At 61.4% G+C, this 23,870-nt stretch carries 26 protein-coding genes and 2 tRNA genes; 13 read left to right on the forward strand and 15 right to left on the reverse strand.

The window, feature by feature from the left end:
* Positions 1–58: 58 nt before the first annotated feature.
* A tRNA-Arg gene (locus tag F3J19_RS23015) sits at positions 59–135 on the reverse strand.
* Positions 136–214: 79 nt separating this feature from the next.
* Positions 215–291, reverse strand: a tRNA-Arg gene (locus F3J19_RS23020).
* Positions 292–418: 127 nt separating this feature from the next.
* Between F3J19_RS23020 and greB the strand changes: the two genes are divergently transcribed.
* A complete protein-coding gene (greB, locus tag F3J19_RS23025; protein WP_167046524.1) occupies positions 419–988 on the forward strand; it encodes a transcription elongation factor GreB in 570 nt (189 codons plus the stop codon).
* A gap of 94 nt (positions 989–1,082) precedes the next feature.
* Here the strand turns inward: greB and F3J19_RS23030 are convergent, their stop codons facing one another.
* Both F3J19_RS23030 and F3J19_RS23035 read right to left on the reverse strand, forming a co-directional pair.
* On the reverse strand, positions 1,083–2,231 hold the full coding sequence (locus F3J19_RS23030; RefSeq protein WP_167046527.1) for a porin: 1,149 nt from the start codon (positions 2,229–2,231) through the stop codon (positions 1,083–1,085).
* Positions 2,232–2,760: 529 nt separating this feature from the next.
* Positions 2,761–3,009: a hypothetical protein gene (locus tag F3J19_RS23035; RefSeq protein ID WP_167046530.1), complete on the reverse strand. Its 249-nt coding sequence runs from the start codon at positions 3,007–3,009 to the stop codon at positions 2,761–2,763.
* A gap of 398 nt (positions 3,010–3,407) precedes the next feature.
* Here F3J19_RS23035 and F3J19_RS23040 point away from each other — a divergent pair, with 398 nt between their 5' ends.
* Both F3J19_RS23040 and F3J19_RS23045 read left to right on the forward strand, forming a co-directional pair.
* Positions 3,408–3,611 carry a cold-shock protein gene (locus tag F3J19_RS23040; RefSeq protein WP_062128797.1) on the forward strand — a complete coding sequence of 68 codons (204 nt, stop codon included), beginning with the start codon at positions 3,408–3,410 and terminating at the stop codon, positions 3,609–3,611.
* A gap of 415 nt (positions 3,612–4,026) precedes the next feature.
* The gene (locus tag F3J19_RS23045) at positions 4,027–5,196 is read left to right on the forward strand and encodes an exonuclease domain-containing protein (protein WP_167046533.1); all 1,170 of its coding nucleotides are present in this window, start codon (positions 4,027–4,029) and stop codon (positions 5,194–5,196) included.
* A gap of 40 nt (positions 5,197–5,236) precedes the next feature.
* On the opposite strand, the gene F3J19_RS23050 is transcribed toward F3J19_RS23045, so the two are convergent.
* From F3J19_RS23050 to F3J19_RS23060, 3 genes are all read right to left on the reverse strand, one after another.
* The gene (locus tag F3J19_RS23050) at positions 5,237–5,842 is read right to left on the reverse strand and encodes a chorismate mutase (RefSeq protein WP_167046536.1); all 606 of its coding nucleotides are present in this window, start codon (positions 5,840–5,842) and stop codon (positions 5,237–5,239) included.
* 351 nt (positions 5,843–6,193) lie between these two features.
* A complete protein-coding gene (locus tag F3J19_RS23055) occupies positions 6,194–6,343 on the reverse strand; it encodes a hypothetical protein (protein ID WP_167046539.1) in 150 nt (49 codons plus the stop codon).
* Positions 6,344–6,991: 648 nt separating this feature from the next.
* On the reverse strand, positions 6,992–7,864 hold the full coding sequence (locus tag F3J19_RS23060) for an alpha/beta hydrolase (protein ID WP_205193172.1): 873 nt from the start codon (positions 7,862–7,864) through the stop codon (positions 6,992–6,994).
* Positions 7,865–7,911: 47 nt separating this feature from the next.
* Between F3J19_RS23060 and F3J19_RS23065 the strand changes: the two genes are divergently transcribed.
* Complete coding sequence (locus F3J19_RS23065; RefSeq protein ID WP_167046542.1) at positions 7,912–8,217, forward strand: hypothetical protein; 306 nt, start codon at positions 7,912–7,914, stop codon at positions 8,215–8,217.
* A gap of 31 nt (positions 8,218–8,248) precedes the next feature.
* Here the strand turns inward: F3J19_RS23065 and F3J19_RS23070 are convergent, their stop codons facing one another.
* Both F3J19_RS23070 and F3J19_RS23075 read right to left on the reverse strand, forming a co-directional pair.
* Complete coding sequence (locus tag F3J19_RS23070; RefSeq protein WP_167046545.1) at positions 8,249–9,016, reverse strand: SDR family oxidoreductase; 768 nt, start codon at positions 9,014–9,016, stop codon at positions 8,249–8,251.
* 31 nt (positions 9,017–9,047) lie between these two features.
* A complete protein-coding gene (locus tag F3J19_RS23075) occupies positions 9,048–9,791 on the reverse strand; it encodes an SDR family oxidoreductase (RefSeq protein ID WP_167046548.1) in 744 nt (247 codons plus the stop codon).
* Between the two features lie 195 nt (positions 9,792–9,986).
* Here F3J19_RS23075 and F3J19_RS23080 point away from each other — a divergent pair, with 195 nt between their 5' ends.
* Together F3J19_RS23080 and F3J19_RS23085 are read left to right on the forward strand one after the other, a co-directional pair.
* Complete coding sequence (locus F3J19_RS23080; RefSeq protein WP_240159173.1) at positions 9,987–10,934, forward strand: AraC family transcriptional regulator; 948 nt, start codon at positions 9,987–9,989, stop codon at positions 10,932–10,934.
* A gap of 53 nt (positions 10,935–10,987) precedes the next feature.
* Positions 10,988–11,578, forward strand: coding sequence for an HD domain-containing protein (locus F3J19_RS23085; RefSeq protein ID WP_167046551.1), 591 nt, complete (start codon positions 10,988–10,990; stop codon positions 11,576–11,578).
* 44 nt (positions 11,579–11,622) lie between these two features.
* On the opposite strand, the gene F3J19_RS23090 is transcribed toward F3J19_RS23085, so the two are convergent.
* The 5 genes from F3J19_RS23090 to F3J19_RS23110 all read right to left on the reverse strand — a co-directional run bounded on the left by F3J19_RS23090 (position 11,623) and on the right by F3J19_RS23110 (position 15,256).
* Positions 11,623–12,399, reverse strand: a complete 777-nt coding sequence (locus tag F3J19_RS23090) for a molybdopterin-binding protein (protein WP_167046553.1) — start codon at positions 12,397–12,399, stop codon at positions 11,623–11,625.
* The gene (locus F3J19_RS23095) at positions 12,396–13,262 is read right to left on the reverse strand and encodes a cytochrome b/b6 domain-containing protein (protein ID WP_167046556.1); all 867 of its coding nucleotides are present in this window, start codon (positions 13,260–13,262) and stop codon (positions 12,396–12,398) included. Before F3J19_RS23095 ends, F3J19_RS23090 begins: the two co-directional genes overlap by 4 nt.
* A gap of 56 nt (positions 13,263–13,318) precedes the next feature.
* Positions 13,319–13,954, reverse strand: coding sequence for a hypothetical protein (locus F3J19_RS23100; protein ID WP_167046559.1), 636 nt, complete (start codon positions 13,952–13,954; stop codon positions 13,319–13,321).
* Between the two features lie 118 nt (positions 13,955–14,072).
* Positions 14,073–14,576, reverse strand: a complete 504-nt coding sequence (locus F3J19_RS23105) for a hypothetical protein (RefSeq protein ID WP_167046562.1) — start codon at positions 14,574–14,576, stop codon at positions 14,073–14,075.
* Positions 14,577–14,674: 98 nt separating this feature from the next.
* Positions 14,675–15,256 carry a TetR/AcrR family transcriptional regulator gene (locus tag F3J19_RS23110; RefSeq protein ID WP_167046563.1) on the reverse strand — a complete coding sequence of 194 codons (582 nt, stop codon included), beginning with the start codon at positions 15,254–15,256 and terminating at the stop codon, positions 14,675–14,677.
* Between the two features lie 230 nt (positions 15,257–15,486).
* Between F3J19_RS23110 and F3J19_RS23115 the strand changes: the two genes are divergently transcribed.
* From F3J19_RS23115 to F3J19_RS23125, 3 genes are all read left to right on the forward strand, one after another.
* The gene (locus F3J19_RS23115) at positions 15,487–16,140 is read left to right on the forward strand and encodes a TetR/AcrR family transcriptional regulator (RefSeq protein WP_240159175.1); all 654 of its coding nucleotides are present in this window, start codon (positions 15,487–15,489) and stop codon (positions 16,138–16,140) included.
* A gap of 65 nt (positions 16,141–16,205) precedes the next feature.
* Positions 16,206–17,084: an EamA family transporter gene (locus tag F3J19_RS23120; RefSeq protein WP_167046569.1), complete on the forward strand. Its 879-nt coding sequence runs from the start codon at positions 16,206–16,208 to the stop codon at positions 17,082–17,084.
* 55 nt (positions 17,085–17,139) lie between these two features.
* Positions 17,140–17,847, forward strand: a complete 708-nt coding sequence (locus F3J19_RS23125; protein WP_167046572.1) for an alpha/beta fold hydrolase — start codon at positions 17,140–17,142, stop codon at positions 17,845–17,847.
* A gap of 142 nt (positions 17,848–17,989) precedes the next feature.
* Here F3J19_RS23125 and F3J19_RS23130 read toward each other — a convergent pair whose 3' ends face one another.
* The gene (locus tag F3J19_RS23130) at positions 17,990–18,922 is read right to left on the reverse strand and encodes a LysR family transcriptional regulator (protein ID WP_167046575.1); all 933 of its coding nucleotides are present in this window, start codon (positions 18,920–18,922) and stop codon (positions 17,990–17,992) included.
* A 154-nt stretch (positions 18,923–19,076) separates the two neighbouring features.
* On the opposite strand from F3J19_RS23130, the gene F3J19_RS23135 reads away from it, so the two are divergent.
* The 4 genes from F3J19_RS23135 to F3J19_RS23150 all read left to right on the forward strand — a co-directional run bounded on the left by F3J19_RS23135 (position 19,077) and on the right by F3J19_RS23150 (position 23,832).
* A complete protein-coding gene (locus F3J19_RS23135; RefSeq protein WP_167046577.1) occupies positions 19,077–20,216 on the forward strand; it encodes a M20 family metallopeptidase in 1,140 nt (379 codons plus the stop codon).
* A gap of 49 nt (positions 20,217–20,265) precedes the next feature.
* Positions 20,266–21,582 carry an MFS transporter gene (locus tag F3J19_RS23140; RefSeq protein ID WP_167046580.1) on the forward strand — a complete coding sequence of 439 codons (1,317 nt, stop codon included), beginning with the start codon at positions 20,266–20,268 and terminating at the stop codon, positions 21,580–21,582.
* An 80-nt stretch (positions 21,583–21,662) separates the two neighbouring features.
* The gene (locus F3J19_RS23145; protein ID WP_240159177.1) at positions 21,663–22,562 is read left to right on the forward strand and encodes a polysaccharide deacetylase; all 900 of its coding nucleotides are present in this window, start codon (positions 21,663–21,665) and stop codon (positions 22,560–22,562) included.
* 157 nt (positions 22,563–22,719) lie between these two features.
* The gene (locus F3J19_RS23150; RefSeq protein ID WP_167046583.1) at positions 22,720–23,832 is read left to right on the forward strand and encodes a porin; all 1,113 of its coding nucleotides are present in this window, start codon (positions 22,720–22,722) and stop codon (positions 23,830–23,832) included.
* Positions 23,833–23,870: the final 38 nt, after the last annotated feature.

Here is a 23,870-nt window from a genome sequence, read left to right on the forward strand (position 1 = left end):
CACCCGATGGGCGCCAGGAAAAAACAAAGGGCCTTCCGACTGGAAGGCCCTTCATAGGTGGTGCGGCTGGCAGGATTCGAACCCACGACCCCTTGGTTCGTAGCCAAGTACTCTATCCAACTGAGCTACAGCCGCACGCAAAAACAGGTGATGCATTACAGCAATGAAATCGGTAAAACTTGAGGGCTTCCCAGAGGAAAGCCCTTGAATAAGGTGGCGCGGCTGGCAGGATTCGAACCCACGACCCCTTGGTTCGTAGCCAAGTACTCTATCCAACTGAGCTACAGCCGCACACAGAAACGAGATTATAGCCAATGGATTCCAAAAATGGAAGTCCATCACGGAGATTTGTGTCACAGGCCTGATCGTGTAACCATCTTGGGACGTTGTTGTAGCTTGCTGCTGTTACTGGATCACTATGAACAAGGCCTTTGTCAAAGAGTCGAGCGAAGACAGTGACGACGATCTCGACGTCGCTCAGCCCGATGTACCCGCGGGCACAAAAAACTACATGACGCCTGCCGGCTACCGGCGTATGCGTGATGAACTGCTGAATCTGATCGATGTCGAGCGACCGGACGTGGTCAAGCTCGTGTCGTGGGCGGCGTCGAATGGCGACCGCTCGGAGAATGGCGATTACATCTACGGCAAACGCCGTCTACGGGAAATCGACCGGCGCATCCGCTTTCTGACCAAGCGGCTCGATCTCGCTGAAGTGGTCGATAGCAGCAGGCAGGAGAATGTCGATCAGGTTTTCTTCGGCGCGACCGTCGAATATGCAACGGAAGATGGCGAGGACCATACCGTGACGATCGTCGGCATCGACGAGGTCGATCTGGACGTCGGCCACGTCAGCTGGATTTCGCCGATTGCGCGTGCGCTGCTCAAGGCGAAAGTCGGCGATACGGTCACGTTGTTCACACCGGCAGGCCCGCAGCCGATCGATATTCTCGACGTCAAATATCCGCCGCCCGATAACGGCGGCTAGGCAACAGCGGTTGAGCGCCCGGGCAGGGCGCAGCGCAGGCATAAAAAAAGGCGCCGCGAACGGCGCCTTTTTACTGCGAATACCTCAGCAGTTTTTAGAAGCGGTGACGCAGACCCGCCGTCACAGCGACTTGCTTGTTGTTGCCCGAAGCTGCGCCGAGGCCATTGATGTTGGCGTTGACGATCGAGCCTTCGTTCGCTGCCTGATAAACGCCCTGCAGGTACACGTCGGTACGCTTGGACAGCGCATAGGCGGTTTGCAGGTCGACCTGGTTCCAGTGCACGTGCGTGCTGGACAGGTTTGCACGCGTGTACGTGTACGCAGCCGCGAGGCTCAGTGCCGGCGTCAGAGCGTAACGGGCATTGGCTTCGATGTTCTGGAACTGGGCGCTGTTGGTCGGGAGGCCAACGCCGCCCGAGATACCCGAAGCGCTCTGGCTGATGCCGGCGAGACCTTGCAGGTTCGTCTGCGAGTACACGAGGCCGACCGTTGCCGGGCCGAACGCGTAGTTGGCACCTGCGCCCCACGTTTGCTGACGAGCCGCGAAGAACGTGTTGTCGCCCGATACCGCGCCACCCGAGTTGAACGCCGCCGCCGCGCTGTTCGCGCCGTTGCTGTTCAGTTGCAGGTAAGCGGCCGCGACGTTCAGGCCGCCCCAGTTGTACGACGCGCCCGCGCTGTAGGCGCGGTTGTTCGAGAAGCCGTCAGCCTGGTTCGAGAAGCCGTACAACGCGCCGAACTTGAAACCGCCGTAGTTCGCGCTCTGGAACTTGATCGAGTTGTTGATCCGGAACGAGTTGTTCAGGTTGTCGTTGTCGAACGGGTGCGCGAACTGCGTGCCACCGTATTGCGTGCCGGTCAGCGCCAGCGGGGCGACGTAGTCGACCATGCTGTCATATTGACGGCCGAGGGTGACGGCGCCGAACTGGTCGCTCGACAGACCCACGAAAGCCTGACGGCCGAAAATGCGGCTGTTCTGCTTGAGCGTGCCGTCATTGATGCCGAAGCCGTTTTCCAACGTGAAGATAGCCTTCAGGCCGCCGCCGAGGTCTTCGGCGCCACGCAGGCCGAAGCGGCTGCCGTTGACCGAGCCGCTCGTCATTTGCCAGTTGCTGTGGCCGTGCTGGTTGTTCGTGAAGGTGATGCCGGCGTCGATCAGGCCGTACAGGGTGACGCTGCTCTGGGCATGCGCTGCGGTTGCGAAAACGCCCGTGAGGGCGGCGACCATGAGTGTCTTCTTCATTGATATAACTCCAAGAGCGAGAGAGGTTTGAACCCTGGCTTGGGAGACCTTCACGCGGCGCTGCGAGAAGCGGAATTCGCGTGAGAAGCGCGTCGATCAGATTCTTCGCGCCGGTTTCCGATTAGGCAGAGTGTAGAGAGACACTTCCGGAAGTGGGCATTCCGATTTGCGCAATAAAGTATTACGCAGCCGGAAACGATGTATGAATGCCGCTTGGGCCTTATAGGTAAAGGCTTTGCGCCATATTGAGATAGCCCGGAAGGAGAATGGCGAGAATTGCGTTGTTGATCCGCGACACAAATCGATGCAAAAAAGCAACGAAAAGAAACACGAAAAACGATTGTTGTTATTGCGGCAATAGATGGTTGTTAATAGTGCGAATAAACGAAATCGCGTATGGCCGCTATACTGAAAGTTCTGCTTTCCGAAGCAGACTTTTTCGTTGACGAAAAAGATCTCCAAACCTTTGTCGGCGCGACTTCCCAGTCGCGCTTTTTTTTATCTGCGGACTCTATATTCGCGGGTCAGCCTAGTGCGCCGGCGCCGTGCCGTCGGCCTCGTTCCAGTCGGCCGCGGTCGCCACGCTCCAGTCTTCGATCACGTAACGGCGTGCGTCCATCGGCGAGGACAGCAGGTTTTGCCAGTGATCCCCGTGCCACATCGGATCGAAATCGAAAGCGCTGGGGGTGTCCGCAACCCGGGCGGGCTGGTCGGAAACCACCTTTGTGCGCGAGTGAGCAAGCCAGGTGAAAAGACGGCGAATTTCATTGAAGAGCATGGCAACCTCCCGATGCGCATCGCTACCCTTGCTTGGCATCATGCGATTACGAATGCACTGCAGCAAGTCGGACAAACACTTACCGAAACCAGGGTTTCGTTACATTTAATTGACGTGACGCCGCAATTTTTGCCGTTGCTTGATGTGGATTAAATCTTGCCCGGTAAGACTGACGGAATATTTTTATTTTGATGCGGATTGTGTATTTATCTCGTAATGAGCTAAACGCATACGAAAAGTTTACTTGACGACGATTCCTGGTTCCCCGTATAACGGCAAGGCTGCATTTCATTGGGCGATACTGTATTTCAATAGTCAGCTATTAGCGCCGATGAATTCGGGATTGGAACAATTCGGGGCAATGCCCGATTTTGATAAATCATAGAGGAAAGCGGAAAATGGAAACTGGTGTCGTCAAATGGTTCAACGATGCTAAGGGTTTTGGTTTTATCACTTCGGATACGGGCGGCGAGGACCTCTTTGCGCACTTTTCGGAGATTCGTAGCGAAGGCTTCAAGTCGCTGAAGGAAAACCAGCGCGTGTCCTTCGAGGTCAAGACGAGCCCGAAGGGCAAGCAGGCGGCCAATATCCAGCCGCTGTAGGATTTGCGTCGCGCCGGGACCTGGGTTCCGGCCGTATCAGGAGAGAACCCTCGCCGAAGTGCGGGGGTTTTTATTTTTCGGACAGATTTAAAGGGTGGCCACTTATTTGTGTAACCGCATGGTTCAAAAATACGGCTCCCGGGCTATAACGGAGAAAATGCAATTCGACTACTCTTGAATAGTCCCGCTTTGACTGCCGCCTAATGGCTGCCTGACGGACTGCCACGGCGGATTATTCCGCCGCCGCTCAATGTCCGTTCAATGTCAGCAGCAAACTGCGCCTTCTTGCATAACGGCTTTTGCTCCCCGGTTTCGCGGGCGTCGCGCGATGCCACCTGAATGCATAACGCCTGGCTGGTGCATAACTGGTGCATACTTGCCGCAAAGTCACGCGTCTAAAGCCTTCTTTTCCTCCATGTCTGAACAGTTTTCGCCGCAACCGGCCCTGGATGTACCAATTGTCTTCGTCGATCTTGAAACGACGGGCGGCTCGACGAGCGAGCACCGTATCACCGAAGTCGGCGTCGTCGAGGTGGGGCCCGCCGGCGTATCGCGCTGGAGCAGTCTGATCGACCCGCAGCAGCCGATTCCCTCGTTTATCCAGCAACTCACCGGTATCACGAATGAAATGGTGCGCGGCGCGCCGACCTTCGAGTCGATCGCCCCGGCGCTTTTCGAGCGCCTGAACGGCAAGCTGTTCGTCGCGCACAACGCGAGTTTCGATCGCGGATTTCTGCGCGGCGAGTTTCGTCGTGCGGGGCTCGCGTTCGATCCCGACGTCCTGTGCACGGTGCGGCTATCGCGTGCGCTGTTTCCCGCCGAAAAGCGCCATGGGCTCGATGCGCTCGTCGAGCGTCACGCGCTCGTGCCCGCCGATCGCCACCGCGCGCTCGCCGATGCCGATCTGATCTGGCAGTTCTGGCAGCGTCTGCCTGCACTCGTGCCGCCCGAGGTGCTGCGCGCGCAGATCGAGCGCACCACGCGGCGCTACCGGCTGGCCGGCGACATCACCGAAGACCTGCTCGATACCGCGCCGCCGGGCTGCGGCGTGTACGCGCTCTACGGCGAAGGCGATGCGCCGCTTTACGTCGGACGAAGCGTGCGCGTGCGTCAGCGGCTGCGCTCGCATCTGACGGGCGAGCGGCGCTCGTCGAAAGATATCCGGCTCGCGCAGCAGGTACGGCGGGTCGAATGGTGCGCGACCGGCGGCGAGCTGGGTGCGATGCTTGCCGAAGCCCAGTGGATCGCGACGCTGCGGCCAAGCCAGAATCGCCTGCCGCGCGTGACGAAGAGCGATCCCGCAGACGCGCCGTGGCCGTTTCCGGGCGCGATCGTTTTCGAGGAGCGCGAGGACGCGGCGCGCGCTTTTCATGTGGTCGACCGTTGGCGCTACCTCGGTCATGCGCCGTCGCTCGCGCTCGCCGCGCAATTGCATGCGTCGGCGAGCGCGGGGCCGTTCGAGCTGTCGACCTATCGCATCCTGCAGAGTCATCTTGCGCGCGGTCTGCGCGTGATGCCGCTCGGCGCATCGGGCGAGGCGCCCAGGTCGAACAGCGCGTCGAGCGCTGAGTCGAGCTTCGTCTGAACGAGGCTCGCGGGCATCCTGCCGAGTCGCGCTGCCGGGTTCAACCGGTTGCGCCGACGCCGCCAGTTTCGCACACGTGACCGAGCGCGCGCGTCAAGGCGCTCGAATGCGCAGAGTCGTAGCGGGTCAGTGATTTCCAGCTCGCCAGCGACCGCGCGACACGCGACGGACAATCTTCTGCCGTGCGCAACGGCTGCACGCGCGCCAGTCCGGCCATGAGCGATTGCGTCAGTTTGTCGAGCTGCGGCCGGGTGCTGGCGGCGAGATCGGGCGCGGGCCCCTGCGGCGGTTGTGTACTGCGCCACGTGGCAAAGAGCGCGTTCTGCACGTCCTTGCTCGCGTCGATCTGATCCTGGAAGAACGCGCGCGCAAACGCGGGGTCGACGTTCGCCGCGGCGGCGCGCTTCTCCACGTCGGCGAGCAAGGCGTTTTCGCGCGGCGTATCGGTGATCGCCTGATGATGGGCCCATTTCCAGCGCGCGACCGGTTCCGCGAGCGCGAGGCGTTGCGAAACCAGCGCAATCAGATTGGTGAGCGCGGTGTCGTCGCCATCGGCGAAGGCCGGAGCGGGCGCGAGGGCGAAGCTGGCGGTGAGTGCAAGGGCGGAGAGCGCGTATGACGCGCCGAAGCGATGCGGACGATTCATGTAGTGAACGAGGCCGGGTGGCCGCTGAGGAAAAATGAGAAGAATAAATGATGTCCGGCAGACGGCGCGTATTACGCGGCTGAAACTACGGCGCGACTGAAACTGCGAGTGGAGACTCAATGAAGTCGCACGCGGGGCATGCGCCCGAAGGTACGACAAACGCGGCATACAGAAAGAACGCGCATGCGTCCACGCACTCTGGCTGAGTGGCGCGGCATCGTTGTAATCAGGCGAACCGATTTACCGTCGCGACGCGAATGTCGGACGCAAAGTTATAACGATAATGAGGGCGCGTGCATTTAGCGCGTACCTGTTGCACGCGCGTCGATGTTGCACCGCATGATTGCACGATTACTTCGGATCGTACGACTTGCGTTGTTCGTCGAAAAAAGCGCGAACATGCTCAGGCAGTTCGGCACCCAGAAACTCGACGCCCACGGGTTCCGGATCCGGGTAAAAGACTTTATCCGGGGTCGGAATCTTCGGTGGCTTGGCATCCATGATCTTTCTCCTTTACAAACCGATTATCTGCCTCGGTCCCCGCATCGCACCAGCGTCCGATGCACGTCACCTGTTCTCTGTTGCTTTAACGGCACAAGCCAACACTTGAACAGAGGGTTTGAATAAAATTTATCGTCTGACTATCGCATCCATTGCCGGTCTGCATTTTCCGGTGCGAAATCCGAATTAGCCGGCTCCTCCCCGTCATGCCCATCTGTACCGGGCCCTGCCTTCCCGTCCGCAGTCCGCGCAATTCGTGCGCTGCCTTAACGTTTTTATGTGAATCAATCATGACAATGTTTGTGCGGCGCCACATCGGCAAGATTTTCTGCCTGTAAGGCCGAGCGTTCGCTATTTACCCGTTGAACGATTTCCGGCCTGATTTTTTGTAAACGACAGATTCACTCGCCTCGTTGACGTTGCGCACGCCTTTTAATGATTTTCATGCGGGAATTAACCGTTGAAGGTTGGGTAACAAACCCATGGCCGCACTTTTGTGCCAAAACATCCGCATTCGACGACAGAGCATTCCGGATGGTCCTAGCCGCACTTGCCTGAATTCAAAAAAACGATGGAACGCGTCGGAGAGCATGCGGAAGGTGACGCCCACTTGCTGGCGAACCGTGTGCGGATCGCCAGCAAGTGGGTTTATTGCTTATCGTCGTCCAGGAAGTTCAGGATGGCCTCGTTGAACGCCTCCGGAGCCTGAATAAACGCGAAGTGGCTGGCGTCAGGCAGGATCGGCAGGCGTGCATGCGGAATCGTTCTCGCCATATATTCCGTGTGGCTGCGCTTGATGGCTTCGTCGTGATCGCCGTCCATCACGAGCACCTCGGACCTGATCGACCGGAGCTGGTCGTCCGTCCAGTTGGGCTGGGCCGCCCACATATTGCCGATCTGGGCGAGAAAATCCTGGTATTGGTTCGGTGTGGGGGACAGCTTCGCGTACTCCTTGCCGGTGCGATCGATGAACGCCGCGAAAGTCGGGTTCTTGTCGGCGTCCGGACGCGTGCCGTCGGTGTTGGTGTTGGCGCCGAACGCGACGATCTTGCCCACCCGATCCGGATGGCGCATGGCCATGTCGAGAGCCTGAATGGCGCCGTCGCTCCAGCCGACGATGTCGGCCTGCCTGATCCGGAGCTTGTCCATCAGCGCGATGACGTCGTCGGCCATCAGGTCATAGCTGTACGGCGTCGTATCGCGCGTGCTGCGGCCATGGCCGCGCGAATCGACCACGATGACGCGATGATTCACGCGTAGCGCCTTGACCTGAAGGGCCCACCAATCGGAATTTGCCAGGCCGCCATGAAGCAGAATGACCGGGCGGCCGTGTCCCACCTCCGCGTTGTAAAGCCTGATGCCACGAAGCTCGGTACGGGACGAGCGATCATAGTGCGGCGGCGTCGGCGTATGCGGCAGCGTCTGCCAGCGCTCGACGGCCAAAGCGGCATGGGTGGCGGCAAGCAGCGCAACGGCAGCCAGCGTGGACATCAACCCTTGCTTCCGGGAATGCGTTTTCATTTTCGGGTTCTTGTTTCTGAGTGTGGGTAGGGGCATGGGGAAAGTGCGTGACGGTTCGACAAATTGAAACGACCATCGCCCAGGTGGAGGATCAACCGTTTTTTCCAGCATTCGCGTACCGGCGAAATCAGTCGATGAAAGCGGCGGCGTTGAGAGCGACTCGCCATGCGTCCAGATCGGCATTCCAATGCCAGCAGGCGCGCATGGTTTTCGTTGAAGGCCTCGCGCAGGCCGCCGGGCGTGCACGGGGGCGCAGCCACGGCGTCGCCGTCGGCGAGCGTTTGGTGGGCGAGGGAGCGGCCGATGCCGCGTGCGGCTTCCGTGCTGAACCAGACCCTCGAATGGGTTGGTGAGTGCCTGTCCTGATACTCCCTGTGCATGGCGTTACGGGATGGCGACGCTCATGCCGCCGTCGGCCATGACGACCGAACCGACCATGTAGCTGGCGCGCTCCGATGCGAGGAAGGCCACGACTTCCGCGATCTCTTCGGGGCGGGCCGCGCGCCCGATCGGCGCTTTGCGGCCGTGCTCGGCCAGATAGGCCGGCCCGTCCGGCTGAATGGCATTGGTGATGTTGGTGATGGCATCGCCGGAGCCGACCGCATTGACGCGGATGCCGTGGCCGATGGCTTCCAGCGCGAGCGTGCGCGTGAGTTGAGCCAGCGCGCCCTTGGACGCCGCATAGGCGGCAATGTTGGGGAACGACTGGTAGCAGGCATAGGAGCCGATATTGACGATGGCTCCGGACCCGGCCGCCATCATCGGCCGCATGGCTTCGCGGGAGAACAGGAACGCGCCGGTGGCGTTGACCGCCAGTATCTGGTTCCAGTCCTCGAGGCGCATCTCGACCACCGGCTTGCTGGTGATGATCCCGGCGTTGTTGACGAGAATGTCCAGCCGGCCGAACTGCTCCAGGGCTGTTTGCACGGCCAGCGTGGCGCTGGCTTCCTGCGCGATGTCCGCGACCAGCGGCGCGATGCCGTCGCGCGCGAGGGCATTGACGTTCTCGCTCAGGTCCACGGCGACTACGCGCGCGCCCTGGCGATGCAGCAGCTCGACCGTGGCGAGACCGATACCGCTGGCTGCGCCGGTGACGATGGCGACGCGTCCGGCAAACGGCGCGTCGTGAGAGGATGAAGTGACGTAAGACATAGGGATTCCTTAAGAGAATGATTGCGTGGGATCAATACGGGCTTGCAGTGGGCCGCACGATGATTTCGCTGACGTCCACGCCGTCCGGCTGCGCGATCGCATAACCGATGGCTTGCGCCACGGCCTGCGGCGGCAGGGCAATGCGGCGAAACTCGCGCATGGCCGAGCGTGCCGTTTCGTCGGTGATGTGATCGGCCAGCTCCGACTCGACAACGCCGGGGCTGACGACGGTCACGCGAAGCGAATCCGTCTCCTGGCGCAGCCCGTCGGAGAGGGCGCGTACCGCGTATTTGCTGGCGCAGTAGACGGCGGCGGTCGGCGTGACCGCATGCGCGCCGATCGAGGCAACGTTGACGATGTGGCCGTACCCCTGCGCCTGCATCACGGGCAGGACGGCGGCGATGCCGTTCAATACGCCGCGCACGTTGACGTCGAGCGTACGGTTCCATTCGTCGACCTTCAGTGCGGCCAGCGGCGACAGCGGCATGACGCCCGCGTTGTTGATCAGCACGTCGATGCGGCCGTAGCGCTTGTGGGCGAACGCGGCGATCTGCTGAAGGTCTTCGAGCCGGGTGACGTCGAGCGCGATCGCATCCACACTGGCGCCCTGAGCGCGCAGTTCTTCCTGCAGGGCCGTGAGGCGGTCGATACGGCGCGCCCCGATGACCAGGTGGTGGCCCATCTGCGCCAGATGCCGGACCGTGGCCTCGCCAATGCCGCTGCTGGCGCCGGTCAGCACAATGACCTTGCTTGTATTCGACGTAGTCGATTCCATCTTTTCTCCTTGTTGCCCAGTGCGAGCGAATAAAGCCGTGGCGGGGAATGAACAAGGTGAAATCGTAGAGAGGACGTGTCCCCCGGACTAGACGCAAGCCTATCGCGTCGTTGCCTATTCCTATTTCTCATCTATGAAAACCACTTCGTTGATGAAAAAATGTAGCTTATTCGTATTTGAGGAATAACTCGCTTCATGAGCAAGCCGCGTCCTGACACATCCCGGCAGGCCGAGATGGCCGCACTGATCCGGCAGCTCGCCCCGCAGGAAGGGCATACCCGTTCGCTGCTGGACGGCGTACGCCTGATGCGGGCGGATCGGCCGCTGGGGCGCACGCCGGTGCTGTATGAGCCGAGCATCGTGATCGTTTGCCAGGGCAGCAAGCGCGGCTATCTGGCCGATCAGCTCTATCGCTACGATGCCCAGCACTACCTGGTGCTCTCGGTGCCGCTGCCGTTTTCGACCGAAACCGATGCCAGCCCCAGGGAGCCCTTGCTCGCCGTCTCCGTACGGCTGGACATGACCGCCGTGGCCGATCTGGTCATCGAGGTGGAGCATCACGCCTGCGCGCCGGCCACCACGCCCGTCGGCATTATTTCCACGCCGCTGGACACCGCGCTGGCCGATACGACCGTGCGCCTGCTCAAGGCATTGACCTCGCCGATCGAAGCCCGCGTGTTGGGTCCGGCCATCGTGCGGGAACTGTGCTTTCGCGTTCTGATGGGTCCGCGCGGCGGAGCGATCAGGGCGGCGCTGGCCAGCCAGGGCAACTTCGGCCGGATCTCGCGCGCCCTGCGCCGTATCCATAGCGATTACGCCCAGGCGCTGGACGTCGGATCGCTGGCGCGCGAGGCGGACCTGAGCATCCCGGCCTTCCATGCCCACTTCAAGACCGTGACCGCCACCTCGCCGATCCAGTACATCAAGTCGGTACGGCTGCATCAGGCACGGCTGCTGATGATCCGCGACGACCTCACCGCGGCGGCAGCAGCCGTGCGCGTCGGCTACGAAAGCGCATCGCAGTTCAACCGCGAGTTCAAGCGGCTCTTTGGCCGCAGTCCCGGCGAGGAGGCGCGCGAAATGCGCTCGGCTTTCGCGCTGATGGCGCCCGCGCAACTCGACGCAATAGCGGCGACCCATTAGCCGTGCCCCATTAGCGCAACGGCACCGGGCCCACCGCTTCCCAAGGAGAAACGATGCAGACGAGCACGCTGGATAAACAACTGGCATTCCTGAAGGAAATCGATCGACTGAAGTCCGTCATACGGCAATCCCCATTGCTGGACCGCAGCAGGAAAGAGAATTCCGCCGAGCACTCCTGGCACCTCGCGATGTACGCGCTGATACTGAGCGAGCATGCTGGCGAGGCCGTGGATGCGACTCGGGTCATCCAGATGCTTCTGCTGCATGACATCGTCGAGATCGACGTCGGCGATTTTCCGATCCATGGCGGCACGTCGCGCGAGTTGCAGGCCGAACAGGAGTCGAAGGCGGCGGTGCGATTGTTCGGGCTGCTGCCGCAGCCGCAAGGTAGCGGGCTTCTCGGCCTGTGGCAGGAATTCGAGCTTGCGCAGACCGCGGACGCGAAGTTCGCCAAAGCGCTTGATCGCTTCCAGCCCTTGCTCGTCAACCTCGCGACCGGCGGCGGCACCTGGACGGAGAACGACGTCTCGCTCGATCAGGTGCTCTCCCGCTATGGCCCGGTGATCGAAGCCGGGGCGCCCGATCTGTGGGCGGCATGCGAGCGATGGGTCATCGAGCATTTTCGGAACGGGCAAGCGGCGTAGTTCGCGATTCGCCATAGACTCGTCGTACGTTTGTGCGTACGGCGTCAAATGCCCGCGTACCAGTCGTAGCCCCGATCTTCCCAATAGCCCCCCCGGCCACCCCACAAGGTATCGAATGCCGGGACGACTTCGATCCGCATCAGGTACTTCGCCTGCTTGTAGCCGAGTTGTCTTTCGACTCTCAGCCGCAGCGGCGCGCCATGCGCCACCGGCAGAGCCTTGCCGTTCATCGCATAGGCGAGAAGGGTTTGAGGGTGATAAGCATCGAGCAGATCGATGCTTTCGTAATAGCGGCCGCTGCCGTCGAACGTGACCTCCAGTTCGTCCGCGCAGTGGAATACGACATAGCGCGCACCGGACTTCAGGCGCGCGAGATCCAGTATTCGCCCGAGCGGCACGCCTTGCCATTGGCCAATTGCGCTCCACCCCTCGACACAATCGTGCCGGGTAATCTGCGTGCGCGATGGCAGACGCTTCAGTTCGTCAAGCGACAGGCTGAGCGGTTGCTGTACGAGCCCATCCACCTGCAATCGCCAGTCGGCGAAGCCGTTCTCGAGCAGCTGGTTGTACTCCTCGGAGTCGGGGGCTTGAGTGCCATTGGCGCGGAACACGGGCGACAAGTCGGCCACGCTGTATTCCGGAGCCAGCGATTGACGGCCGAGCAGCAAGCGCTGGCTCTCCATCGTCAGCTTCTCGCTATTGCGCAGCAAGGCGCCGAACCCGGTACTTTGCGTTGCTCGATCGCATCCGGCAAGCAGAACCGCGCCGGCACCGGATATCAAGCCTGCCAGCATGCGCCGCCGCGAAAACCCTGATTTCATCGTGCCTCTCCCGAGTGGTCGATCGCATAACGCCCGTCGATCATCGAACGCAAGTTGTTCCAGAAGCCGGACAGGACGACCATCAACACATGGACGACGACAAACAGCACGAGCAAGGACGCCGTGATGAAGTGCAACGTACGCGCCGAAGGGCGGCCGCCGAACAGGTCGGGCAGGAATGGAAAGACGGCGTCCATACCCGGCGACATCGTCAATCCGGTCAGCACCATCAACGGCAGCAGCACGAGTGCCACGAGCAGATAGGTGATCTTTTGCAGGGCGTTGTAGCGTCGTGCCTCATCGCCTTTGGCGAAACGAAGGCGCGCGTGATCCAGTACTTCGCGCCACACATGCCGCGGTGCGAGCTGGTCTCGATCCGGCAATAGATCGCGGCGAATATGGCCACGCCAGAAGCCGTGCGCGAGATAGATCGCGCCATTGATAACCAGCAGCCATGCAAACAGAAAGTGCCAATTCCGGGCTGCGCCGAGATCGTAGTAAGAAGGAATCGTGAGCCAGGAAGGAAATGCTCGCGGCACGACTGCATTGCCTTCCTGGGAAACACCGAGAAGGCCTGTCGTCCCGATACTCAGCGAACCGATGCGCAAAAAACCGTGCAAACCGTCTGCCTGTTTCCGCGACCCGATGACAATGAATGCATGGTCGGTATCCGCGCCATATTTGCCCCAATACAGTCTGGGGTGCGCATTGAAGATTTGCAGCCCACTCATCAACATGACGGAAAGGCACAGCACATTGATCCAGTGCGTGATGCGCACTGTCGCTGAATGTCGCCGGATAAACCGGCGGCGCGTCGGGCGGGGAAGCGGTGCCCGCGCATGCGTTGAATCAGGGGTGTTCATTGAAAAGCCTCGTACCGGCTGGCGGATAACACCAGCCGGTCATGGTGGTCGCTACATTACATCGGCGGCACGACGCCGTTCTTGCCCACGATCAGTTGACCCGAGCTCAGCGCGCCGTTTGCCTCTTGCTGTGCGGGGATAAATACCGCCGTGCCGGGTTTCACGTCGTCGGGTGTGGCGGGCGCCAATGTCACGACAGGCGTACCGTTCGGAATGGAGATCTTCTTTTCCTGGCCGTGATAGTTGACGGTCACGGTGCTGCCGTCCACCGACTTGACCGCGTCTCCCACGGTCGCGTTGGTCATCGTGCTATTGGGTTTCAGGTCCCAGCCATAACTGCCTTCTCCGGTCCCCTTCAATGCCGGCGGGAAAATCAGCACTTCCAGGGCGCCGTCGCCGCCTTCGGATTTGGGCAACGATGCAATACCGACAAAATCGCCCGGCTTGATGTCGCCGATACGGGCTTTCACGACTGCCGATGCTCGCCAGCCGTCCTTGAGCTTCACCGTGAGCGCTTGGCCGTCGCGTGATTTCACCTGAAGCTGGTCGCCCGCTAACGAGACGACCGTACCCCGCACACGAACCGCCTGGTCCGCCGCGTGAGCGGCAGTGGCAGCGGCCAGGCCGCTGGTCGCGAGTACGACACCGGTCAGGCTGCGGGCGAGAAGTTGGCGAAGTCGTGCAATATCCATCTTGATTCTCCTGGGTGATATAAGCATCGCGTTACCGATACATGGCGCGTGAACGAAGAAAATCGTCGAAAGCCGCGCCGGGCAACTTCCGAAAGTGACGGATCAGTGCATAGCGATCCTAAGCAGCTTGCACACGCCCGCGTTGCGAGCGCATCCACCAGTATTGCAACGCCGCTCCCACCACGAAGATGCCGAGCCACGCCGCCAGCGTGCTGCGCACAAGGGGAGAGGCGGGACCTTCCGCGAGGGGATGGGCAACGGGCAGCCGCGTCAGCGTCTCGTTGATCCCGGGGACCAGCAGCAGGAAGAAGCTGAATGTGAAGCCGAACTGGGATAGATAGGCTCGCGCGCGCCCCAGAATGGATATCCGTGGAATCAGTAGCGCGGCGCCTATTGCGAGGAGCGCCAGAATACCCAGGGCATGGCCGGCGTTGAAGCCGCCGGTGCTGGATAGCCCGAACGAGGTAAGCACCGACACGACCAGTCCGCCGAGATAAATCCGTCCCGACTGCCTGGTGCTATCGATGCCGTGATAGCGGACGAAGCTATAGAGTCCCGCAACAAACGGAACCAGGCTGACGATGGTATGGCAAGCGCCCAAAGTGGAAATAGGGTGGGGCATAAGACGGTAGCTCCGAAAAGCAACCAACTAGTTGATTGGTTTGGTGGTAAAAAAAATGATCGCCTTACTGGTTCGCCAGTCCAGTAAGGCGATCGGTTTTACGCAGTCAGTCGGCCAATGGCCGAGCGCGAAATGGCACGGAACGATTCCGGATTGCCCAATGCTCGCGCCGTCAACATTGCGCCATGCACGGTGGACATAAACGTTTGAGCTTCGACGCGAGCGCTGTCGCGCAAATGGAATTGCGACTTTGCCGCGCCCTTCTTCAGAACCGTCGCGATCCACGTGGTCAGGTCTTCGAAATAGCCGTGCACTTCGTCTGCAATCTCTTGCGGGATCATCGGTGATTCGGCTGCCAGCATGGCGCAAATGCACATGGACGATGTGCCTTCGCGTATGCATTGCGCCCAGTAGTCGGTGTAGGCCGTCAGTTGCGCGAGCGGATCATCGAGTTGCCGCTGCATGGCGGCCAAACCTTCCCGGGCCTGCTCGCGGTGTTGTGCGACCACGGTCAGAACGAGGTCGGCCTTGCTCGGAAAATGATGATGGATGCTGGCCTTGCTGATATTGACCCGCTCGGACAGATCGGCATAGCTGAACCCGTTGTAACCGCCGGCGGCGAGCAGGAGCTTGGTATGCTCGGCAATTTCGGTGGCGCGGGGAGACAGTTCCACACTCATGAGTATTGACTCGATTGGCTGAATAGACGCGTGAGACAACATTCGTCCGGTTCGATACGACGGGGCCGTTGTCGCCTGCAATAGTTTGCAATCTACTAGTTGGTTGGTTTCGCGTCAAGACTTTCCGCAGACACTTTTAATCCGGGACGCCTGATGGTGCTGTCCGCATGCGGGCAGTACGTTCGTCCTGGCCATGGATTCATGGCGGTAAAGATGACTGGGCTGGAATCTTGACTATTTTGGACCATCTGGTTTATAAATGTGCCATGCCTAATCCACATGCCACCGCCGACCGGCAGCGAGGACGTCCTCGCGAGTTCGACCTCGACCAGACTATCGAGCACGCAATGCAGATTTTCTGGACGAAGGGCTATCAGGGTACCTCCTTGCCGGACCTGCTGGACGTCACTGGGCTCTCCCGAGGAAGCCTGTACGCAGCCTTTGGCGACAAGCACGGCCTTTTCCTGCTCGCCCTCGATCGCTACATCGTCCAGGCACTCAAGCGCCTCGACGATGAATTTGCCTCAGGCCAGAAAGCCCTGGCGGGGCTCAAGGCATGCATGAATGGTTATGTCGCGCGCACGGAGGGCGCCGCCGGCAAGCGCGGCTGCCTCGTCGTGGCGACAGCCATGGAATTAGCGGCACATGACGAAGAGGTTGCGAGCCGGATCGCTCATTTTTGGAGCGCCATGGAGGCGCGGTTGATCAAAGCCTTGAAACGCGCCCAGAAAGAAGGGGATCTGGCGAGGAACGTCGACCCCGCGGCGGCGGCTCACATGCTCGTTTGCTTTCTCGAAGGCCTTCGTGTCGTTCGCAAGATCGGCTTCAAACCCGACAGGGCAAAGGATGCCGTGCAGGCACTGATCAGCAGCCTGACGGCTTGAATACGGAAGACAAGGCACGACGCATTTTCGTGCGTCGATTTTTGGACTAATTGGTTTATTTATCAATGAAAGCTATTCATATCGCCGCGGCCCTGCTGGTTCCTTTGCTGTGGGGATTGCAGTATGCCGTCATCAAGGCGGGGCTCACGGTGCTGCCGCCGTTATTCTTCGCCGGCCTGCGGTTTGCCGTGATTGCCGCGATTCTTATCCCTTTCGTGGGGCGTATTCGCGGGCCGGAGATTCGACCGATCTTCCTGATTTCCTGCTTCATGGGCGGGGTGAACTTCGCCTGCGCCTTCGTGGGACTCACCAGATCGCCGGCTGGCGTCGCCGGGATTGCCAACCAGTTGTGGACCCCGTTCACCCTGATGCTTGCCTGGCCCATGCTGGGCGAGAAACCCTCTGCCCGAATGGTGTTCGGCGTCGGTATCGCACTATGTGGCGTGGCGCTTTCGATCGTCGATCCCAGGTTGAAGGTCCCGACCGTTCCGACGCTCTTCGTGATCGGGTCTGCGCTCGGATTGGCTATCGGCAATGTACTCGCCAAAAAATTCGGCCCGTTCGATCCGGTGAAGCTCTTTGCCTGGATGTCGTTCTTCACGGCATTCCAGCTGCTGGGACTTTCGCTGATCGTGGAGGGCGGTCAGATTGCCGCGCTGCAGAGGGCTTCGAGTTCAGAGTGGCTGGCTTTCGCCTTTACCGTCATGCTCGGCGGGATCGCCGCCTTCATCACCTGGTTCTGGCTTATCGGGCGGTTCTCGATGGCCCGGGTCGCGCCCTATGCCTTGCTTCAATCATTTTTCGCCATTAGCGCGGGCGTTGTCTTCAGGCATGAACCCATTACGCCGGCGCTGATGCTGGGCGCCATCATTTGCGTCTCGGGAGTCGCACTCAGTCAATGGCCGATCTCCGCGCGGTTCCGTACAGGAAACGGGACGCGGTGAATCGCTCGCGACGGCACGATGCATTTTTTACGGCAAATCAAAGGAACACTTAGTTATGGCGAAATTCGTTCTGGTTCATGGCGCCTTTCAGGGCGGCTGGGTTTACGCGAGAGTCGCCCGCCGGCTGCGCGAGGCGGGACACGATGTCTACACGCCCACGCTGACCGGCCTCGGAGAACGTTCTCACCTGGCTGATCGGGCCATCAACCTGGACACGCACATTCAGGATGTCGTCAACGTCTTCGAGTACGAGGACCTGACCGATGCCATATTGTGCGGTCACTCGTATGGCGGACTGGTCATCACCGGCGTGGCGCACGAAGTCGGGGAACGCATCCGCACACTGTTCTATCTCGACGCTTATGCGCCGGCCGATGGGCAGTCGCTCGTCGACATCACCGGTGCCGACACCGCGCTGGCTTTTCTGGCGCAGGCGGGCCGGAACGACGGCATGATTCCGCCTATTCCCGCGGCCCTGTTCAACGTGAACGAAGCAGACGCCGCCTGGGTCGACAGGATGTCTGGACCGCAGCCGCTTGCCACGTTCGTTCAAGGCGTCAAGGAGGGAGTGGATTCGGTGCCCGTTGCCAATCGCACTTACGTGTTCGCGACGAGGAACGGTGGGGATTGGTTCGTCGAAACCCATGCCAGGCTGAAGCATGCGCCTCGATGGAAGGTCCACGAAATACCGTGCGGGCATTCGATCATGCTGGATCGCCCGGCCGACCTCGCTGAGTTACTCCTGGCTGAAGCGACGCATTGACGTTTAGCTGTCCGGATGGCCGCTTTTCCGCAAGGCGGCTATTGACCGCGGATTCAGCCCGTTGACGCAGCGGCGGCCCGAAGCCGCCAGCCGTCAGCCGCCGCGCTGCACGGCAACCCACGCTGAAACGCGCGATTCATGCCTATCCCTTTGCGGCAGAGGTCGCCCAGCTCGACGCAATCACCTCCGCGCATTCGAGCACCACGCGCTGAAACCACTGACTCGCGGCGTCCGCTTCCGAGTTGACGTGGAACAGCATCGACAGGTCCAGCGGCGGCAGTTCGATCGCGCACGGGCGAATCTCGATGGCGGCGGTCTTCGCCGCAAATTCCGCGATGCTGCGCGGAAGCGTTGCCACGTACTCGGTCTCCTCCACCACGTGCGCGGCCGATACGTAACTGGGCATCGAGATTGCGATCCGCCGCCGGATCTTGTGCGCGGCCAGCGCACGATCAAGCGTCGCGTTATAGGCCGCGTTTTCGACGGTAATCGCGATATGGCTGGCGCTCGCATACGCGTGCTCGTCGAAGCAGTCGAGTGCCGGATGCGAACGCGCGAGCACACAGACTGCCTGCTCCTCCAGCACCGGACACAGCCGCAACTGAGGATGAACGTTCCGGTAGTAGCCAATCCCGAGGTCGACCTGTTGCTGCTCGATCAATTGCACGCCGCGATACGGATTTGACGGAATGACGCGCAGCGACACGTTCGGCGCTTCTGTCGCGAGGCGGCGCGCGAGCAGCGGCAGAAACAGATACTGCGTGTAGTCCGACGCGAGAATGGAAAAGCACCGGTCGGATACGCCCGGAGAAAAATCGCCGTCGCGGTCCGTCAGTTCGCGCCACTGCCGCAAGAGCGGTGCGAACTGCTGCTGCAACGACAGCGCGTAGGCCGTCGGCGCGAGTTCGCGTCCGGTGCGAACGAACAGGGGATGTTCCGTCATCGAACGCAGCCGGCGCACCGCCGCGCTCACGGCGGGCTGGCTCACGCCGAGCACTTCCGCGACACGCGTCGCGCTGCCGTGCCTCACCAGCAGATCCAGATACACGAGCAGGTTCAGGTCGTTATGTCTCATCGGCTTTCCTTTTCCGGTCGGATTGAAACATAAACAATATTTATTCGGCAGTTATTTTTGATCTCGTTGTTCGAGCCCGGTCACCGCCCAATAATCGGTTCATTCCCGCGCTGCTCCTCTCGCATCGGCGCCAGCCCTTCGACCTCGAGGTGACATGAACCTGCTTTGCCAGCCGACAAGGCTCGACGCGCTGCTCGACGATATCGGCGCGTGGGTACGCCACGAATCGCCGTCCGGGGACGCCGCCGCCGTAGAGCTGCTGCAACGCAATATCGCCATGCACGCGCAGCGCGCGGGTCTCGCGACGCGCTGGATTCCGCTGCCTTCGGCAAGCGCGGCGCCGGTGCTCGTCGTATCGAGTCGCGCCCCCGGCGATACGCGCGCCGGCATCCTCGTGCTGACGCACGTCGACACCGTTCACCCGCACGGCACGCTCGAACGCAATCCGTACCGTATCGACGGCGATCGCGTCTATGGTCCCGGCGGCTACGACATGAAGGCCGGCGCGTATCTCGCCTTGCGCGCCCTCGCGACGGTGGCTCATCAACGCCGCGCACGACTGCCGGTCGACATGCTGTTCATTCCGGACGAGGAAGCGAGCAGCCTGCAATCCCGCCCGGTGACAACCGGTTTCGCGCAGCATGCGCGTTACGCGCTCGTTTGCGAGCCGGCGCGCAGTGGCGGCCGCTGCGTCACGAGCCGCAAGGGCGTGGGCCGGGCCCGGCTCAAGGTGACGGGCCGCGCGGCCCATGCGGGTATCGATCACGAGCGCGGCCGCAACGCGATCGTCGAAATGGCGCGCCACGTCGCCGTGCTCTCGAACCTGACCGACTATTCGGTCGGCACCACGCTCAACGTCGGAACCATCGAAGGCGGCACCGGCGCCAACGTCGTCGCGGAGGAATGCGCGATACGCGTCGATTTTCGCGTCGCAAGCATGGCCGAAGCGGAGCGGATGCTGGCCGCGCTGCGCGGGCAGCGCGCCTCGAGCGGCGACTTTACGCTCGACGTCGACGTGCAGTTGACGCGGCCGCCGTACGAAAAGAGCGCCGCCACCGCCGCGCTGTTGCAGATCGCGCAGCAACATGCGCGCGCGGCCGGTTTCGACCTGCTCGACGTGCCGCAGACCGGCGGCGCCAGCGACGGCAATTTCACCGCCGCGCTCGGCGTGCCGACGCTCGACGGCCTCGGCGTCGATGGCGCGGGCGCGCACACCTTGAACGAGTACTTCCTGGCATCCAGCGTACTGCCGCGCCTCGATTTCTGGACGAGGCTGCTCGCGGCGCTCGAATGAGCCACCGCGCAACCCATCCATCCGAGCCTTTCAATCAGACAACCTCGCCATGAACAAGCAGACGTTGGTCATTCATCAGTCGGACGAATCGGCACCTGTCGCCGGCGGCAAGCGGCAACCGGCGGACAATGCGCTGGCGGCCGTCGGCGCTGCGGCGATCGGCAACGTGCTCGAGTGGTACGACTTTTCGGTCTATGCCTTCGTGGCGCCGATTCTCGCGCGCCAATATTTTCCGAAGGTCGACGAGCTCTCCGCGCTGCTCGGCACGTTCGCCATCTTTGGCGTCGGGTTTCTGATGCGGCCGCTCGGCGGCTTCTGCTTCGGCCGCATCGCCGACCGCCACGGCCGCAAGAGCGCGCTGACGCTGACGATCATGCTGATGGCCGTGAGTACGATCGCGATCGGCATCATTCCGTCGTATGAGGCGATCGGCGCGTTCGCCTCGCTTGCGATGCTGTTCGCGCGCCTGCTGCAAGGATTCAGTGCCGGCGGCGAGTGGGGCAGCGCGAATACGTTCCTCGTCGAATGGGCGCCCAACGGCAAGCGCGGGCTGATCGCGAGTTTCGCGCAGGTCACGACGGTGACCGGCACCTTGCTCGGCTCCGCGGTTGCGGCGTCGCTCAGCAGCGCGCTATCGTCGGCCGCGTTCGAAAGCTGGGGCTGGCGGATGCTGTTCCTTTTTGGCGGACTGATCGGGCCGATCGGCTTCTATCTGCGCCGCAACGTTGCCGAGCATCTGCCGGCCGAACTGAAGCAACCGGCCGACCCGCATGCGCCGGGCCATGCGTTACGCAAGATCGCGCAGGCCATCGGCTTCACCGTGGTCTGGGTCACGTCGCATTACATCCTGCTGCACTATATGCCGACCTATCTGACCCGCTACGCGCATCTTTCGCGCACCGAAGCGTTGTGGTCCGACAGCATCGGCCTCGTCGTGATGATCCTGCTCATTCCATTGACGGGCGCACTGTCGGACCGCATCGGCCGCCGGCCGCTGCTGCTCGGTTGCTGCGCGCTGCTCGTGGTGTTGCCATACCCGCTCGCCCGTCTGCTGTTGTCCGGCGTGTCGTTTGGCACGGTCATCGGCGTGCAGATACTGTTCGGCATCGTGCTGGCGATGTACTCCGGTCCCGCGCCGGCTGCAATCGCGGAGATATTCCCGGCGCGCGAACGCGCGGTCGGCATGTCGGTCGGCTACAGCGTTGGCGTTGCGGTGTTCGGCGGTTTCGCGCCTTTTGCCGCGACGCTTCTGATCCAGCACACCGGTTCGCCGATTTCCCCCGTGTTCTGCGTGATCGCCGCCGCTCTATTGTCCGGCTTGACGTTGTGGCACCTACCCGAAACCGCGCATACCGCATTGAAGTAACACCGTTTCGAGACTGCGCTTGCAGTGGGCTTTCCTGTCATCGTCGGGCGCAATGTCCGTCAACCCGTTGGAGAGTATTTTTGAATAGCATATCGAATCAAGAGCCGTGGCAATGGCCGGACACCCAGTGGCAAATGCTGGTCGACCGGGTACGCGCCGGCCGGCCGCTGAAGCCGGGAACATGGAAGAACGGCGCGCGCTGCGCGTTCGCCGTGTCGTTCGACTCCGATCACGAAACCAGCGACCTGCGCGACGGCGGCCGATCGATCAGCCGGCTGTCGGCGGGCCAGTACAGCAGCCGCGCCGGTATTCCACGAATCGCCGACATCCTGCACCGCCATGACGTACCGGCGACCTTCTTCGTGCCGGCGGTATCGGCCTTGCTTCATCCGGACGAACAGCGCGCGCTGTGCGGCGCCGGCCACGAGATTGCAATGCATGGCTGGATTCACGAACTGAACTCGATGCTGCCCGCCGCAGCGGAGCGCGAGCTCTATCTGCGCGCCAGCGACACGCTCACGGCGATCTGCGGCGAGCGGCCGGTCGGTTTGCGCACACCGTCATGGGATTTCAGCGATCACACGCTCGCCATCATCGCCGAAATGGGCCTGCTGTACGACTCCTCGCTCATGGGCGACGACGACTGCTACGAACTCGTGGGAGGCGGGCAGCCGACCGGCATCGTCGAAATTCCCGTCGAATGGATTCGCGACGATTCTCCCTACCTTGCGATGAACCGCTTTTCGTCGCTGCGCCCGTACACGCCGCCGTCCGCAGTGCTCGATATCTTCATACGCGAATTCGAAGCCGCGTATGCGGAAGGCGGGCTATTTCAATTGACGCTGCATCCGCACGTGATCGGGCATCGCTCGCGCATCTGGATTCTGGAGGAAATCGTGCGCCTGGCGAAGAGCCGCCCGGACGTCTGGTTCACGACCCATCGCGACCTTGCGCAATGGGTCAGCGAGCACGCCGATTGATACCGATTGACACGGCTTTTTCACGACGCTTGCGCGAGGATTGGCGCAAGCGCCAGCAGAGTTTTTTCATCACATAGGCGCAATGCCGGAGCCAATGCACCCGCGTGCCGTTTGTATCGGATTCTCAATTAGCATTCTTAATAAATAAAGAAAGGTCATGAGAACTCTAGCCTGGAAAATCATATTCGGCACGCTGACGTACCAGCTCGCCGTGTGCGCGACGACGGCTCACGCGCAGTCGAGCGTGACGATGTACGGCTTATTGGACACGGGTATCGAATACCTGACGAACGCGAACAAGACGAGTCATTCCGCGCTGGTGGCGTCGTCCGGCAACATTCAGGCCTCGCGCTGGGGAATACTCGGCGTCGAGGATATAGGCAGCGGCTATTACACGACGTTTACGCTGGAGGCGGGCATTACGCCTAACACAGGTGCGCTCGCGCTGAACGGACGGTTGTTCGGACGCCAGGCGACAGTCGGGTTCCGTGGCCATGGGAACCAGTTGTGGATCGGCCGTGCCTACAATCCGATGTACCAGATGGGCAACCTGTTCGACCCCGCTTCGTATGCCCTGTATTCGCTGCCGACCCAGGACCCGGGTCTCTCCGCGCGCGGCGACAACTCGATCCGCTACCAGCGCGCATTCGGATCGTTCACCTTCGATGCATTCTATAGCCTCGGCGTCGACACACTGGCCGCGCCGATCGGCGGCACCGCAGGCGCGTCGGCGAACGCGAAAGACCTTGCTCTCGCGCTGCACTACAGCGGCCCGGCCTTCGGCTACGAGCTGTTATACGACAATTTGCGCGGCCCGCTGTCTGCGTCCGGAGCGGGTCTCACGGCCGTGGCGACGTCCCTGACGGCGGCGCCGTCGACGTCGTCCGACCGGGCCCGCCGATTCATCGCCGCTGGAAGCTATCACTTCCACGACACCACCCTGTACGCGGGCTACCGTCTTCTGAAATCCGACTACGCCCGTCAATCCCTGAATGCCAATCTGTTCTGGACCGGGTTTCGCCAGCGCCTCGGCCCGCAATGGGCGCTCGTCGGCGCGCTCTATCAGACCATCGTGCCGGGAAAGGACGTCAAGCCGTTCAGCGCGGTCACTGAGGTCAAATACAATCTCTCGAAGCGAACGATGCTGTACTGGAACATGAGTTACGTGCATAACTCAGCCAATAGCAACCTCGCGGTCGATTCGGGTAGCTATACGTTGCCGGGACAAAAGCAGTTCGGTACGGAGCTCGGCATTTTCCACTCGTTCTGAACGAGGCTTCACGCATTGACTCGTTCCTGTACCAAGGC

The sequence above is a fragment of the Burkholderia sp. Ax-1724 genome (assembly GCF_011752995.1).
GTDB lineage: Bacteria > Pseudomonadota > Gammaproteobacteria > Burkholderiales > Burkholderiaceae > Paraburkholderia.

What these genes read in the sequence shown, in the direction of transcription:
- F3J19_RS23040 (WP_062128797.1), top strand. Translation starts at nt 3,408, where the DNA reads ATGGAAACTGGTGTCGTCAAATGGTTCAACGATGCTAAGGGTTTTGGT.
- F3J19_RS23055 (WP_167046539.1), bottom strand. Translation starts at nt 6,343, where the DNA reads ATGGATGCCAAGCCACCGAAGATTCCGACCCCGGATAAAGTCTTTTAC.
- F3J19_RS23125 (WP_167046572.1), top strand. Translation starts at nt 17,140, where the DNA reads ATGGCGAAATTCGTTCTGGTTCATGGCGCCTTTCAGGGCGGCTGGGTT.
- F3J19_RS23140 (WP_167046580.1), top strand. Translation starts at nt 20,266, where the DNA reads ATGAACAAGCAGACGTTGGTCATTCATCAGTCGGACGAATCGGCACCT.
- F3J19_RS23075 (WP_167046548.1), bottom strand. Translation starts at nt 9,791, where the DNA reads ATGGAATCGACTACGTCGAATACAAGCAAGGTCATTGTGCTGACCGGC.
- F3J19_RS23035 (WP_167046530.1), bottom strand. Translation starts at nt 3,009, where the DNA reads ATGCTCTTCAATGAAATTCGCCGTCTTTTCACCTGGCTTGCTCACTCG.
- F3J19_RS23130 (WP_167046575.1), bottom strand. Translation starts at nt 18,922, where the DNA reads ATGAGACATAACGACCTGAACCTGCTCGTGTATCTGGATCTGCTGGTG.
- F3J19_RS23060 (WP_205193172.1), bottom strand. Translation starts at nt 7,864, where the DNA reads ATGAAAACGCATTCCCGGAAGCAAGGGTTGATGTCCACGCTGGCTGCC.
- F3J19_RS23090 (WP_167046553.1), bottom strand. Translation starts at nt 12,399, where the DNA reads ATGAAATCAGGGTTTTCGCGGCGGCGCATGCTGGCAGGCTTGATATCC.
- F3J19_RS23100 (WP_167046559.1), bottom strand. Translation starts at nt 13,954, where the DNA reads ATGGATATTGCACGACTTCGCCAACTTCTCGCCCGCAGCCTGACCGGT.
- F3J19_RS23150 (WP_167046583.1), top strand. Translation starts at nt 22,720, where the DNA reads ATGAGAACTCTAGCCTGGAAAATCATATTCGGCACGCTGACGTACCAG.
- F3J19_RS23045 (WP_167046533.1), top strand. Translation starts at nt 4,027, where the DNA reads ATGTCTGAACAGTTTTCGCCGCAACCGGCCCTGGATGTACCAATTGTC.
- F3J19_RS23085 (WP_167046551.1), top strand. Translation starts at nt 10,988, where the DNA reads ATGCAGACGAGCACGCTGGATAAACAACTGGCATTCCTGAAGGAAATC.
- F3J19_RS23095 (WP_167046556.1), bottom strand. Translation starts at nt 13,262, where the DNA reads ATGAACACCCCTGATTCAACGCATGCGCGGGCACCGCTTCCCCGCCCG.
- greB (WP_167046524.1), top strand. Translation starts at nt 419, where the DNA reads ATGAACAAGGCCTTTGTCAAAGAGTCGAGCGAAGACAGTGACGACGAT.
- F3J19_RS23120 (WP_167046569.1), top strand. Translation starts at nt 16,206, where the DNA reads ATGAAAGCTATTCATATCGCCGCGGCCCTGCTGGTTCCTTTGCTGTGG.
- F3J19_RS23070 (WP_167046545.1), bottom strand. Translation starts at nt 9,016, where the DNA reads ATGTCTTACGTCACTTCATCCTCTCACGACGCGCCGTTTGCCGGACGC.
- F3J19_RS23030 (WP_167046527.1), bottom strand. Translation starts at nt 2,231, where the DNA reads ATGAAGAAGACACTCATGGTCGCCGCCCTCACGGGCGTTTTCGCAACC.
- F3J19_RS23135 (WP_167046577.1), top strand. Translation starts at nt 19,077, where the DNA reads ATGAACCTGCTTTGCCAGCCGACAAGGCTCGACGCGCTGCTCGACGAT.
- F3J19_RS23050 (WP_167046536.1), bottom strand. Translation starts at nt 5,842, where the DNA reads ATGAATCGTCCGCATCGCTTCGGCGCGTCATACGCGCTCTCCGCCCTT.
- F3J19_RS23080 (WP_240159173.1), top strand. Translation starts at nt 9,987, where the DNA reads ATGAGCAAGCCGCGTCCTGACACATCCCGGCAGGCCGAGATGGCCGCA.
- F3J19_RS23110 (WP_167046563.1), bottom strand. Translation starts at nt 15,256, where the DNA reads ATGAGTGTGGAACTGTCTCCCCGCGCCACCGAAATTGCCGAGCATACC.
- F3J19_RS23105 (WP_167046562.1), bottom strand. Translation starts at nt 14,576, where the DNA reads ATGCCCCACCCTATTTCCACTTTGGGCGCTTGCCATACCATCGTCAGC.